11 protein-coding genes are annotated in these 12637 nt (G+C 62.8%); 5 read left to right on the top strand and 6 right to left on the bottom strand.

Translation table 11 applies throughout. The annotated features are described in order from the left end of the window. The first annotated feature begins 35 nt into the window (after window positions 1-35). The gene (locus F600_RS0118000) at window positions 36-242 is read left to right on the top strand and encodes a dodecin (RefSeq protein WP_018162023.1); all 207 of its coding nucleotides are present in this window, start codon (window positions 36-38) and stop codon (window positions 240-242) included. A gap of 30 nt (window positions 243-272) precedes the next feature. On the opposite strand, the gene F600_RS0117995 is transcribed toward F600_RS0118000, so the two are convergent. From F600_RS0117995 to F600_RS0117985, 3 genes are all read right to left on the bottom strand, one after another. Continuing rightward, window positions 273-1883: an AMP-binding protein gene (locus tag F600_RS0117995; protein ID WP_018162036.1), complete on the bottom strand. Its 1611-nt coding sequence runs from the start codon at window positions 1881-1883 to the stop codon at window positions 273-275. A gap of 127 nt (window positions 1884-2010) precedes the next feature. Next, entirely contained in the window at window positions 2011-4575 is a 2565-nt protein-coding gene (locus F600_RS0117990; protein WP_081628947.1) for a helix-turn-helix transcriptional regulator, read from the bottom strand. 78 nt (window positions 4576-4653) lie between these two features. Then, window positions 4654-5520 (bottom strand): GNAT family N-acetyltransferase, encoded by an 867-nt coding sequence (locus F600_RS0117985; RefSeq protein ID WP_018162034.1) that lies wholly within the window; start codon window positions 5518-5520, stop codon window positions 4654-4656. 363 nt (window positions 5521-5883) lie between these two features. Here F600_RS0117985 and F600_RS0117980 point away from each other — a divergent pair, with 363 nt between their 5' ends. Next, window positions 5884-6516, top strand: a complete 633-nt coding sequence (locus tag F600_RS0117980; RefSeq protein ID WP_162141445.1) for a class I SAM-dependent methyltransferase — start codon at window positions 5884-5886, stop codon at window positions 6514-6516. A gap of 62 nt (window positions 6517-6578) precedes the next feature. Here the strand turns inward: F600_RS0117980 and F600_RS0117975 are convergent, their stop codons facing one another. Continuing rightward, a complete protein-coding gene (locus F600_RS0117975) occupies window positions 6579-7346 on the bottom strand; it encodes an SDR family NAD(P)-dependent oxidoreductase (RefSeq protein ID WP_026306665.1) in 768 nt (255 codons plus the stop codon). A gap of 77 nt (window positions 7347-7423) precedes the next feature. Here F600_RS0117975 and F600_RS30630 point away from each other — a divergent pair, with 77 nt between their 5' ends. Further along, a complete protein-coding gene (locus F600_RS30630; RefSeq protein ID WP_018162031.1) occupies window positions 7424-8023 on the top strand; it encodes a TetR/AcrR family transcriptional regulator in 600 nt (199 codons plus the stop codon). On the opposite strand, the gene F600_RS0117965 is transcribed toward F600_RS30630, so the two are convergent. After that, window positions 8020-8661, bottom strand: a complete 642-nt coding sequence (locus F600_RS0117965; RefSeq protein WP_040632007.1) for a TetR/AcrR family transcriptional regulator — start codon at window positions 8659-8661, stop codon at window positions 8020-8022. The two genes, F600_RS30630 and F600_RS0117965, sit on opposite strands and share 4 nt — an antisense overlap. A gap of 64 nt (window positions 8662-8725) precedes the next feature. On the opposite strand from F600_RS0117965, the gene F600_RS0117960 reads away from it, so the two are divergent. Beyond that, window positions 8726-10546, top strand: coding sequence for an acyl-CoA dehydrogenase (locus tag F600_RS0117960; protein WP_018162029.1), 1821 nt, complete (start codon window positions 8726-8728; stop codon window positions 10544-10546). Between the two features lie 90 nt (window positions 10547-10636). On the opposite strand, the gene F600_RS0117955 is transcribed toward F600_RS0117960, so the two are convergent. After that, window positions 10637-11221 carry a TetR/AcrR family transcriptional regulator gene (locus tag F600_RS0117955; protein WP_026306664.1) on the bottom strand — a complete coding sequence of 195 codons (585 nt, stop codon included), beginning with the start codon at window positions 11219-11221 and terminating at the stop codon, window positions 10637-10639. Window positions 11222-11327: 106 nt separating this feature from the next. Here F600_RS0117955 and F600_RS28840 point away from each other — a divergent pair, with 106 nt between their 5' ends. Continuing rightward, the gene (locus F600_RS28840) at window positions 11328-12572 is read left to right on the top strand and encodes a serine hydrolase domain-containing protein (protein ID WP_156024665.1); all 1245 of its coding nucleotides are present in this window, start codon (window positions 11328-11330) and stop codon (window positions 12570-12572) included. The last annotated feature ends 65 nt before the right edge of the window (window positions 12573-12637 follow it).

Below are 12637 nucleotides of genomic sequence, written 5' to 3'. Positions count from 1 at the left end.
CTCGGCGACCCCGCCCGACGTGGAAACGTGGAGCTATGAGCGAACATGTTTACCGCAAGACTGAGGTCGTCGGGTCCTCCACATCTGGAATCGATGCAGCAATCACCAACGCCGTCACCAAAGCGAGCGAGACCATCCGCAACCTCGAATGGTTCGAAGTCGCCGAGATCCGCGGGCACATCGAGAACGGTGCGGTGGTCCACACACAGGTGACACTGAAGATCGGATTCCGTATGGAATAGCCGGTATCGGCTGCGTACGCGAGGACGCGATCAACGACCCATCGAAATCAGCTGATCCCGAAGCTTGAACTTCTGAATCTTGCCGGAGCCGGTCAGGGGAAATCCGTCGACATACTCCCAGCGCACGGGTGTCTTGTAGGCGGCCAGGTGCTGACGGCAGTAGTTATGGAGCTCTTCTGAGGTCACCTCGACATCTGGACTCCGCCGGATGACCGCTGCGACGATCTCGCCCCAGAGGTCGTCCGGCAGCCCCACGACGGCCACGTCCGCGACGGCGGGGTGCGCGAACAGCAGGTCCTCGATCTCGCGCGGATAGATGTTCTCCCCGCCGCGAATGATCATGTCCTTGATTCGTCCCTCGATCCGCACGTAGCCCTGCTCATCCATCGCGGCCACGTCGCCGGTGTGGTACCAACCGTCGGCGTCGATGGCAGAGGCCGTCGCCGCCGGGTTGTCGTGATATCCGCGCATCACCAGATAACCACGTGCGCACAACTCCCCGAGTTGGCCGACGGGGACGGTGTCACCCGTTGCGGGGTCACACACTCTCACCTCAGTCTGCGGCAGCGCTCGACCGACCGTCTCTGCCCGGGTCCGTTCATCGTCGTCAAGCGCGACCTGGGTGAGCAGCGGTGAGCACTCGGTCGTGCCGAACACGATGCTGAACGTGACGGCGAGCTCGCGCTCCACCTGGCGAACGAGATCCGCCGGAACGAGCGAACCACCGCTCACCACCACTTTGAGCGACGAAAGATCGCGCGGATTGGCGCGCTGAGCAGCCATGAGGGCGATCAGCATCGTCGGCACGCCGCCCATGCCGGTCGCCCGCTCGGCTTCGCAGATATCGAGGACGGCGTTGGGATCGAACGCATAGATCGGCACAAGAGTTGCGCCTGTTCCCGCCATGCCGAGCACGCCCATGACGCATCCGGCTGTGTGAAACAAGGGCATCGGACTGAGGTAGACGTCTCCTGCCCGTACGCCCGCGCGCTCGGCGAAGAACCGTCCGTTGTTCACGATGCCGCGGTGATGCAGCGCCGCGCCCTTGGGAAAGCCCGTCGTCCCCGATGTGTACTGGATCTGCGCGACGTCACTCGGCTGCACGTTGGGCAGATCGACGCCAGCCGGGGCTGCCTCGAGGAATGCGTCCCAGTCGCTGAAGAGCACCACCTCGCGCAAGGTGGGCACCTGCGAGCGGATCTCCTGCAGGTACTGCAACATCGGACTGCGGAATGATTCCGTCAGGAAGATCCCGGACGCCCCCGACTGATTGAGCACATACGCCAGTTCAGAAGGCCGGTACGCGGGGTTGACTGTGACCAGAACAATCCCCGCCAGGCCGGCACCGAATTCGAGGATGACCCACTCCGGAGTATTCGGCGCCCACACGGCCAGCCGTTCACCCGGAGCAAACCGTGTGAGGAGACCGGCTGCTGCACGCTCAGCGTCGGCGAGGAGTTCGCGGTACGTCCAGCTCGACCGCGTGCCGTCTGGTCGATGGGCGACGAGGGCGGTGGCGTCCGGCGTTTTCGCGGCGGTGTCCCGAAGCACTCCACCGACGGTCGTGTCGATGACGTCCGACGATTCATCCGCGGGCCAGTGCGAGACGGTCAGTAATTGCGGCGCGGATCCAATCGTCATGACGTCCCCCGGGTCTGCGGATGTGCGTATTCGAGGGACCGTAGAACCTAATGGAAAAACATTCAATCGGAACGAACGAAGGCGAGCCAATTGTCGGATTCTCGCCCTCCGTCCAAACGGTCCTCGGTCATCGAGGCAGCAGCGCGGCCAATTCGTCCCGAGTGGTCGTACCGGTTTTAGTCAGCGCACGGTGAATGTGGTTTTCCACGGTGCGATGAGACAGGGTGAGCCGCTCGCCGATTGCCCGATTCGACAGCCCCTGGCCGATCAGCATCGCGATCTCGCGCTCCCGATCAGTCAGTGGCAGCTCGCTAGCACCCTCTCGAAGCGCTGGAGTGGCCGCGCCGGTGCGTTGAGCAAGCGCATCGGCGCGCGCCGCACTGCCCAAAGCCGATCCGCGACGGCCCTGGCTTCGGAAGGCGATTGCGGCGTGCGCGGCGGAATCAAGGGCAGCGATGATATCGCCTGTGCCCTCGAATTCCTCAGAAACTGCTGCCAGCTCGACGCCGTCGGACGATGTCAGCGCCGCAGCGAACCGTGCCGCGAGCACGACGCGAGGTCCCTCGGTGAGGTCTTCGAGTTCGTGCAGACGCGCCGCGCATGACCGATCACCGAATTGCGCAGCCGTCTGAAGACACACCACCTCTGCTGCGAACTGGAGGTTTGCACGTGCGGCTTCGGCGCCCGATCTCGCCGTTGCGATCGCCTCCGTGATCGCGCCCTGGCTTGCCGCTAGCCACGCGCAGGCAAGGCGACGTTCATAGTCGACGTACCGCCAGGTCGCAGCCTGCTGCGGGTCGAGCCGGGACAGCCAGGCTGCGGCTTGATCCGACGAACCTCGCATCGCCAGCGCCATCGCGAGGGGCAGTTGGTACCGGTATGCGACATGACTCGTCTCCCCCGCCGACAGCAACTCGACAACCGGTTGCAGGAGCGAGCACGCGGAACGGAGGTCGCCGGCAGTCAATGCGGCACAGCCGCCCACCGCGGCGTTAAGTAGTGCGGCGGCTCCGGGCATGTCGGATGCGAACTGTTCGAGCCCCTGTGCGACATCGGATGCTTCGGATACACGACCGGCCAGCCCGAGCGCGGCGACATGGCTGTCCGCCACGACAAACCGCATGTGCGGTGCATCGTAGGTCTCGTTCACGAGCGAGTAGGCGGTCTCCGCAGCGGCGATCGCTTCGGTGGTTCGCCCGCCACCCCCCGACGCAATAGTCCGAGCGAACGCTGTCTCAACGCCAATGATGTTCGGAAGCTCTTCCAGAGAGAGGGATTTCGATGCCGACGTCGCCTCTGTGCAGTTGCCCATCGCTGCCCAGTAGACCGTCAGAAATGCCTGAATACAGGCGTGGTCTTCTAGCGGAAGGAGGTTCGACGCATCGTTGATGAGTTGTTTTGCCCCGGCGGGATCGCAAAGCGCCCACAGCCGATTGCTGGCCCGCAAGAAAGCCAATCTCGCTTGTCCGGCGGTCGTGAGTGTCGTGATGTCAACCGCGCCGAGGACCGCGTCGGCCTCGTGACCGCGGGCCAGCCATCCCAGCGCGTGTGCGCGAATGAAACTGGCGTCGGCACCCGCTCCGGCCCGGATGGCGATGTCCGCAAGACGCTCAGCCAACGGAAGATCAGCAAGCCACAGCGCACCCTGGGCAGCACGGACGAACAGGTCCGGATCGGGAGTGATCTCGGCGTCGAGACTCAAGGTGGCGCGGCGAACCGCCATCCGCATGTCTGTGCCGTCATCGAAGGCGGCAAGCTCGGCAGCAACCCGGCCACGTAGGCGCGCAAAGCGCATCGAAGAACCGCGAGCGCGGCGAACCTCACCGTAAAGCGGATGCGCCAATCGCACCTGAACGCGGCTGCCGTCCCGTTCGAGCACGAGAAGACCGCGCGACTCGGCCTCCTCGACAGCCTGCGGGTCGGCGATGTTCGTCAGTGACGCCAGGTCGATGGGCTCACCCACGGCAACGACATCGATGACATCGCCAGCCGAGGCGGACAGTGCGCCGATCCGGGATTCGATGAGCTCGGCCAGGCTGTGCGGCACATTCGCGTTGCCTGTCCATCGCCAGTAGCCGTGCTGTTGGGCCAGCCGTCCGTCCGCGACTTCCTGCTCAACGATGGTTCGGAGGTACAACGCGTTGCCGTGGGTGAGTGTCCAGAGTCGCCGGGCCGCATCGGGATCCAATGCGCCGCCCAGTGTCGTTGACACCAGTCGCGACGTCTCCTCCCGGGACAGGGCTGACACGTCGAGGCGATCGAACCGGCCACCCCGCCAGATAGCCTGCACGGCCGGTGGAATCGGTTCCCCATCGCGAATCGTCAGTATTACTTTGGCGGCGCCGCGTTCGACGATCTGGTGGACGACGAATGTCGACAGGTCATCGAGCAGGTAGGCATCGTCGATGCAGACGATGGGTGGGACGCCGGTCGGCGATGACACCAGCGCGTTGATCACTTCGCGAATGACGTGCGGAGTGTCTGTCGCAGTCGCGGACGTCCATGGCGCGAACACACCTAACGGCAGTCCGCGGGCTACGGAGGTCGCGGCGGCCCACCGCGTTTCGCGTCCTCTTGAAGCTTCCGCGGCCAGCGCTTCGCGGGCGATGCGCGACTTTCCGACACCGGCGGCGCCGAATATGACGATCCCGGCGACATCAGGGGTTGACAATGCGGCCTGCACGGACCGCATTTTGTCGGTGCGGCCGATGAGCGGCCACGTCAATCGCACCGATACAGCCTAAGAGGCCACGCGTTGAGAACGTGCCGTTCAGTAGACGATTGACGGCAGCCATGCACCCTGAGGTGCGGGGTAATCGCCAATTGTCATCAAGGTCGATTGCTGAACGATCCGGAGTCCGGAGTTCAGGCACCACTGCATCAGTTCGGTGTTGCGAGACGGCACCAGAAAACCCAGTCCGAGATACATCTCCGCCGATTGGAGCAGCGCGATGATGTCTGCGTTGCTTTCGCCGACGGCGTGCCACCCGTATCCGAGCCCGGTGGCGTACCCGGTGATTCGGCCTGAGGACTCGACAACTTGCGCCATGCCGAGCCCGGTCCAGGCCGCGAGTTCGTCGGACCGGTCATAGCCGTGGACGCGTCGGCAGAGCGCGTTGCACTCGTTCAAGTCGACGCCTGTTGCGGGGCGCACTGTCTGCGACGGGTTGGCGCTGCGTGGAACAGTCCCGTTGAACACCGAAAGCGGTTCACGGACTTCGAAGCCGAGCTTGGCATAGAGCGAAAATGAGCGGTAGTTGTAGGCCGTCTGCACCAAGCGGACGCCGGCGGCCTGGCGGTCTCGCTCGCGGTCGAGAAGCCCCTGCATCAGCAGACGGCCGACACCGCCGGCGTCTTGCGCGACCGGATCGACGGTGACCGGCCCGATTCCGACAACGGCTCCGCGTTCGTCGGCGAAGGCGCTGCCGATGATGTCATCGTCCCGGACCGCCACGAGCGCGAAAGTGCCATCAGTTGCGAGCGCCGACGCCATGTGGAAGTCGCAGAACTCTCTGGTTTGCGGTTCGATCGGAAAGCCGTGCGTGGTGGCGATGTTCTCGAATGCATCGAACATGATGCGGGCGCACTGAGCCGCGTCGTTCGGGGTGGCTGTTCGAACCATGATTTCGTTGGACATGAGCACTATCGTGCGCTCAGGTTTCTCTGGGCAGTTGAGTGTCTGGCCACTCAACTTCTCTCGGTCGCTCATCGTGATCTGGCGGCGTGCCCGCAGCCTGCCCGAGAAAGAACGCTTTGCGCAGGAAGCAACGCGCCTGCTGGGTTTCCAGCCGCGCAGTGAGCGGAGTCAGCATCGTTTGCACACCTCAGGTCCAGCGAAAGTTCCCAAGCGACGCGCTGCGGCTCCCACTACGGTCGTTTTGTGAGTCAGGCCTGGAGACAAGCGGGAGTCGGCGGCGCCTACCGACACATGCGCCCGTCCTATCCAGCGCGAATGCCGTCACTACTGGCACACATCCTGAACCTCACTTCGTCGTCGACCGTGCTCGACATCGGGTCGGGCCCCAGTCAGGTCGGAGCATCGGTCGCATCGGTCGTGCGCATGGTCGTGGCAATAGACGTCTCGGCCGCCATGCTGACCGGACTCACCAACGAGTCCGCGAACGTCTATCCCTTGGCGTCCCGCGCAGAGAAACTGGCGGTGAGAAACGAGTGTGCCGACGCGGCCATTGTCGCCAACGCCTTTCACTGGTTCGACGCGGACCTTGCCGTTGCCGAGTTCGCACGCGTACTGCGCCGCAGCGCTGTGCTCGCAGTTGTCTGGTATCGCCCACAAGGACATCTGTACGACCAACTGGTCGAAGCCGCGTCGCCCTGGCGAGACATAACCCCCCAGGTAACGGCCTCATCTGAGCGCTTTCTCCACAACGAGTGGCAAGCCGCAATCGATCAATCACCGCACTTCGGCACCATCCGCGATCGCCGCATCACGACAGAAGCCGTGATGAGCCGGGACCAGATTCGTGGATGGGTCCAGTCTTGGAGCCACATTTCCATGCTCGAAGGCGATCAGCTGGGGGCAGCCATGAAATCCGTGGATGCCGTTCTGAAAGAAGCGGACGGCTCGCTGGTCATTCCCCATACGCTCGATCTTCACTGGTCTGCGCGAAGGTAATCGGCCATAAAAGGAGCCACAGGTGTAGCGATCGACGGCTCACCGTTCATGATTTGCCATCGCTATTTCGGCGCCACCAGCTGTCGCGTGATCCGAATGACCGTTCGGCGAGGCAGGAAGCGCGGGATCGACGCCGAGAGGGTGTTCACAACCCCGGAAACGACCGATGGTTGAGTCGAGTGTTCGATTGCTCGAAATGCGGTGGCGACCACCTGCTCGGGCGTCTGCTTCTTCCCCACGCTCGCGGATTCGCCTGCCACGTCGAAGAATTCAGTCGCCGTCGCGCCAGGGCATAGCGCCATGACCCGAACGTTCGTACCCTCGAGTTCGCCCCAGAGTGCTTCCGTGAACGACAGCACGAACGCCTTGGTCGCGCCGTAGACGGCCATGTACGGAATTGGTTGAAATGCTGCCGTTGACGCTATGTTCACGATCAACCCGTCGTTCTTTTCGACCATCGATGACAGTGCCGCCTGTGTCAGCTGGACGACTGCTCCAACGTTGACGGCGATTTCCCGGTCCATTCGAGCCGGATCGTTCTGTCCGAAAGCCCCGTGCGTGGCGAACCCCGCGTTATTTATCAAGATGTCGATTCCTGCGACGTGTTCCGTCAGCGCTGCGACCGCCTCAGGGTTCGCGAGGTCGGCCGGAATGATCCGTGCCTGGACTCCGTACTTGCCGGTCAAGTGATCCGCTGCTTCCTGGAGGCGGTCCTGTCGGCGCGCGACGAGAACAAGATCCGCTCCTCGGCTCGCGAGCGCATCGGCGAAGGCCGCGCCGATTCCGCTGCTCGCCCCGGTGATCATGGCCGTTTTGCCATCGAATCGCATGTAGCTTCCCCTAACTGAACAGCTGTTCATATATGCTTTACTGAACATGTGTTCACTGAAGTTGTCAAGGAGAGATCGTGACCGAAGCTCGTCGGCGAAACTCACGAGGTAGCGGCCCAGAACTGCGTCGCGAACTTCTGGACGCAGCCATCGAAGCGCTGCTCGAACCGCAGCCGCTTCCACTCCCCTCGCTGCGCGCGATCGCCCGAAAATGCGGCGTATCGGCCTCTGCGGTGTACATGCACTTTCCGTCACAGGATGCACTCGAGCTCACCATTGCCACCGAGTTGTTCGAACAGTTGAGGCAACACCTAGATGCTGGGGACATATACGGGGCACCGCCTCGAGAACGGTTGTATGCGCTGACAACTGCGTTCGTCGGATGGGCCCTGAAACACCCTGGCGCCTATCAGATGCTGTTCGAACGGGCTGATCCGCACGTTGAATCGGGAACAGGCCCAGGTCTCGATTTGCTGGATCGAGTCGCCGATCTACTTCAGACCGGCGACGACGCTGCCCGCAGGCTCATCGCGATGCGCATTTGGGCGGGACTGCACGGTGTTGCGTCCCTTCACATTCACAAACAGAGTGCACCGTGGCAGGAGACGCCTCTGGATGCGGCGTGGAGCATTGTTGCTTCACAGTTCGATTCAGCCCAGAATCAGCGCCTCGGTTAGGCCCCGCGCAGCGCTCGGTAGACAGCGTTGCCGATCAGGTCGGCGAGCCCGGCGCTGGTCCAGGTGTTGTCCGCGCGGAGCATGATGCGGACCGCCCCTTCCGCTGCGGAAACGAAGTGTTCAACGAGGACCGGCAGTTTCCGGTCGAGATCCTCGGTCCCCCACGCGCGAAGGGTTGGGCGGAGCAGTTTGCTGTAGTGGCCGGCAACGGCCTCGTGAGTGCGTCGGAGCATCGCGGCGACTGCGGGGTCCGGATCGGTTGCCGACGCGAAGATCAGCCGCCAGGAGTCGGGTTTCTCGGAAACCATCCCCAGCACGGTTTCGAAGCCGGAGACGAAGTCGCTTGCCGTCGCCTGTACGTGCTTGCCGGACAGCGCCTCGATACTGAGCGAGGTTACGTTCTGCTCCGCACGACGCAGTAGCGCGTCGATCAACTCCGCGCGGTCGGTGAAGCACGCGTACGCGGAGGGTCGTGCGACGCCGACACGTTCGGCGACACCGCTGATGGTTACTGCCCCAACGCCGGCTTCGACGGCGATCGACAGGGCCGCGTCGAGCAATTGGGTCCGGCGAAGTTCTTTGCTCAAATGTTCGGCCCGGACACGCGCGGCAGGTTGCTTGACGCTTTGTACAGGCATGAACAATCATTCTACCCGGTCAGTCTTTATACAGATCTGTACAAACTGCGCTGGAGGTGCCCGGATGGGCCATTACCGTTCAAACGTCCGCGACTTGGAATTCAATCTGTTCGAGGTTCTCGGACTTGGCACTGTGCTCGATTCGGGTGCATACGGCGATCTCGACGCCGCGACACTGAAAGAGATTCTCGGTGAGGTCGCGCGGCTGGCCGAGGGGCCGCTCGCGGCTTCCTTCGCCGACTGCGACCGGAACCCACCGCGATTCCTCCCCGCCGAGCACACGATCACGGTGTCGGATGCGCTCCGGAACAGCGTTGCTGCGCTTAAGGATTCCGGTTGGTGGCGAATCGGGATGTCCGAAGAGATTGGCGGAATGCCCGCGCCCGCGCCGGCGATGTGGGCCGTCAACGAAATGCTCGCCTGCTCGAACCCGGCAGTGCAGTGGTACTTCAACCCGGTCATGTCGCAGGTCCTGGCGCTGGTCGGTACCGAACAGCAGAAGCGTTGGGCGCGAATTGGTTTGGATCGGGGCTGGCTGGGCACGATGGCGCTGACCGAACCGGACGCTGGCTCCGACGTCGGGTCCGGGCGTACCAAGGCCATCGCGCAGCCTGACGGCACGTGGCATATCGAAGGCGTCAAGCGGTTCATCTCCGGCGGCGACGTTGGCGACACTGCAGAGAACGTGTTCCATCTCGTGTTGGCCCGTCCGGAAGGTGCAGGTCCGGGAACCAAAGGCTTGAGCCTCTTCTACGTCCCGAAGTTCCTGTTCGATCCGGACACACTCGACCTGCAGCAGCGAAACGGCGTCTTCGTGACGGGGCTCGAAGACAAGATGGGTATCAAAGCATCCCCTACCTGCGAACTGACCTTCGGAGCGACCGACATCCCGGCCGTCGGATACTTGGTGGGCGATGCCCACAACGGCATCGCCCAGATGTTCAAGGCCATCGAATACGCGCGGATGATGGTGGGAATCAAGTCGTCTGGAACGCTGTCGTCGGCCTATCACCATGCCCGTGACTATGCGAAAGACAGACTCCAGGGCGCAGACCTGACCAAGGCCGCGGACAAGGCCGCGCCGCGCGTGCCGATCCTGCGGCACCCCGATGTACGACGAAGCCTGATGCTGCAGAAGGCGTACGCCGAAGGGCTGCGCGCCCTTTACATGTACGCCGCGGTGTATTCCTATGATCCCGGGATTGAGCTGGTTGACGGAGTGGATGCCCAGTTGGCGGCCCGCGTCAACGATCTGCTCCTGCCGATCGTCAAAGGCGTTGGGTCCGAGAAGTCCTTCCAGTGGATCAACGAGAGCCTGCAGACTCTCGGCGGATCTGGATTCCTGAAGGACTACCCCATCGAGCAATATGTTCGCGACACCCGGATTGACTCGCTCTATGAAGGAACGACCGCAATTCAGTCGCTCGACTTCATCTTCCGCAAGATCGTGCGCGACCGTGGAGTTGCGCTCGGTCACGTCGCGGGCGAGATCTCAGCGTTCATCGACAACCTCACCGGCGACCGGCTCAAGGTCGAACGCGAGCTGCTGCAGGCCGCTTTGTCTGACGTTCAGTCGATGACCGGCACACTCACGACGTATCTGTTTGCTTCGCAACAGAATCCGAGCGAGCTGTACAAGGTCGGACTCGTGTCCGTCGCGTACTTGCACGCAGTCGGCGATCTCCTCATTGCATGGCGGCTGCTCGTGCAAGCCAACATTGCCGGTGCCGCCCTCGACGCCGGTCGTGACGACTCCTTCTACCGCGGCAAGCGCGCGGCGGCTTCGTTCTTCGCCAAGACAATCCTGCCGACGATCTCGGCGACCCGCACCATCGTCGAGAACGTTGACACTGATCTGATGGACATCGCCGACGACACGTTCTGACACCTCGCCTATCGCCGGCCAAGTCTTGCAGGCAAGGACTGGCCGGCGATCGAGGCCACTTACCACTCGGGGACTTCGTGGTTACGTCCGCTACCTTTCGATGCGGCTACGTAAGCCGGTCCAAACGGCATCGAGCACGTACTGCGCTGCGATCTCGGGCGTCACGTCCGGTCGGTCGAGTCGCCAGCGGCCGATTTGCTCGCATGCGCCGATGACGACGAGCGCATATGCGTACGGCTCGCGTTCATCGCGCGCATCGCCGTAAGCGCTCATCATCATCGCGGTGAAGTTTGCTTGCTGCTGACGAAGCGCTTCTACCTCGGGCAGGGCTTGGAGGTCACGCTCCTGATTCACCAGCTTCCAGGCCTGCGCGTTCTCGTCGGCGTATTCGAAGAAGACGATGAGGCTCCGCCGTAGCACGTCCTCCGGGCCAGTCGCTCCTTCGATCGCAGTTTGGGTAGCTTCGAGCAGCCCGGCGCGAGCCCGTCCGAGCAATGCCGAGAGAACGCCTGCTTTCGAGCCGAAGTAGTCGTAGATCACGGGCTTTGTCACGCCTACTCGCGCAGCGAGTTCATCCATCGTCGCTTGCCGGAATCCGGTCTCGACAAACAACTGCTCGGCGACGTCGAGGATCTGCGCTTCCCGATCGGCGCGGGTCATTCGACGTTTGGTCACGTGACCAAGGTTACCGCAAGTAACCTACCGTCAGTAAGTTACTTGCAGTAGGTTAGCTACTGCAGCGGGTCCGCAAGTGGATTTCGCCCGACGTCTGGACTTGAAGATGACTACCCTCGACAAGGTTGTCGCGGCCTCCCCTCTCGGTGTTCGGGTCCGGGTTCCGCTCCGCTTGGGCAGCGTGACCACGCGTGGTGTCGAGACGCCGCCCGCTGAGCTGGGCCTGTCGGCGAGTGCGGTCAATCGGGCCTGGACAGCGGTTGAAGCCTTGTATCGGACCGGGTTGCACCCCGGCATGAGCCTTGTCGTTCGGCATCGTGGCCAGGTCGTTATCGATCGTGCGATCGGCCACCAGCGTCTGGACTCCGACGAGTTGATGACCACCGATGTCCCGGCCTGCCTCTTTTCGTGCTCGAAATCTGTTACGGCGCTGATCATTCACGGACTCGCCGAATCAGGCACCCTCGACCTCGACGATCGGGTGGCGAAGTACATTCCCGAGTTCGCGCAGAATGGCAAGCAGGATGTCACGATCCGGGCGCTGCTCACCCATCGCGCCGGGCTGGCAAAGCTGCCGTTCCACAACCCGGACCCGTCGTTCCTCTTCGACACCGAAGCAGTGCTGGAAACGCTATATGCCGCTCCGCTGTCCAACGCCGGACGGCAGGGGTATCACGCCGCGACTGCAGGCTATCTCCTCGGTGAGGTTGCTCGGCGAGCGTCCGGTCGGGACCTGCCTGATCTGCTCCGGACGATCATCACCGACCCGCTCGACATACCTAACTTGACTTTCGGCGTACCGGACGAGCGGCGTGACCAGGTGGCGCTGAGCTACTCCACCGGGCCGAAACGCCTTCCCCCGGTTACCTCACTGCTGAAGCGACTCCTTGGGGTGTCGCCGGAAATCATTGCGCCTGAGTTGAATACCGATTTGGGGATGTCGACTGTCATCCCCGCCGTGAATGTCTTCGCGAGCGCGCACGATGCCAATCGAATATTCGAGATGCTCCGCAGCGGCGGAACTTGGAACGGCCGTCAGGTGTTGGCCAGTGAGACGGTGGCGCAGGCGATTGTCCCCGCCGGTCCTCTCGTGTTCGACGATACGCTCCCCGCTCCGATCCGCTTCTCCCCCGGGTTCATGCTCGGCGAACGAATCGCGAGCTTGTACGGTTTCGGCACGCCCAGTGCTTTCGGCCATCTCGGGTTCATGAACATCGTGTGCTGGGCAGATCCGTCCCGCGAACTGTCGGTGGCATTCATCAACACGGGAAAGTCGGCATCGCCGGAGTCTTTCATGGGGATGTTTGCGGTGACATCGGCAATCAGCGCGGCGTTTCCTGTTGTCGACTAGGTGTGATGTGAGCGTTTTTTGGAGTCGAGTGTCGCATGCGAGGTCCCCCGTTCGTTGATCTGATG

Source organism: Smaragdicoccus niigatensis DSM 44881 = NBRC 103563 (assembly GCF_000380645.1).
Classification (GTDB): Bacteria; Actinomycetota; Actinomycetes; order Mycobacteriales; family Mycobacteriaceae; genus Smaragdicoccus; species Smaragdicoccus niigatensis.
The sequence above is the reverse complement of the archived record's forward strand: the minus strand, read 5'-3'. Positions and strand labels throughout refer to the sequence as shown.

What these genes read in the sequence shown, in the direction of transcription:
- F600_RS0118000 (WP_018162023.1), top strand. Translation starts at nt 36, where the DNA reads ATGAGCGAACATGTTTACCGCAAGACTGAGGTCGTCGGGTCCTCCACA.
- F600_RS0117995 (WP_018162036.1), bottom strand. Translation starts at nt 1,883, where the DNA reads ATGACGATTGGATCCGCGCCGCAATTACTGACCGTCTCGCACTGGCCC.
- F600_RS0117990 (WP_081628947.1), bottom strand. Translation starts at nt 4,575, where the DNA reads ATGCGGTCCGTGCAGGCCGCATTGTCAACCCCTGATGTCGCCGGGATC.
- F600_RS0117985 (WP_018162034.1), bottom strand. Translation starts at nt 5,520, where the DNA reads ATGTCCAACGAAATCATGGTTCGAACAGCCACCCCGAACGACGCGGCT.
- F600_RS0117975 (WP_026306665.1), bottom strand. Translation starts at nt 7,346, where the DNA reads ATGCGATTCGATGGCAAAACGGCCATGATCACCGGGGCGAGCAGCGGA.
- F600_RS0117965 (WP_040632007.1), bottom strand. Translation starts at nt 8,661, where the DNA reads ATGCCTGTACAAAGCGTCAAGCAACCTGCCGCGCGTGTCCGGGCCGAA.
- F600_RS0117960 (WP_018162029.1), top strand. Translation starts at nt 8,726, where the DNA reads ATGGGCCATTACCGTTCAAACGTCCGCGACTTGGAATTCAATCTGTTC.
- F600_RS28840 (WP_156024665.1), top strand. Translation starts at nt 11,328, where the DNA reads ATGACTACCCTCGACAAGGTTGTCGCGGCCTCCCCTCTCGGTGTTCGG.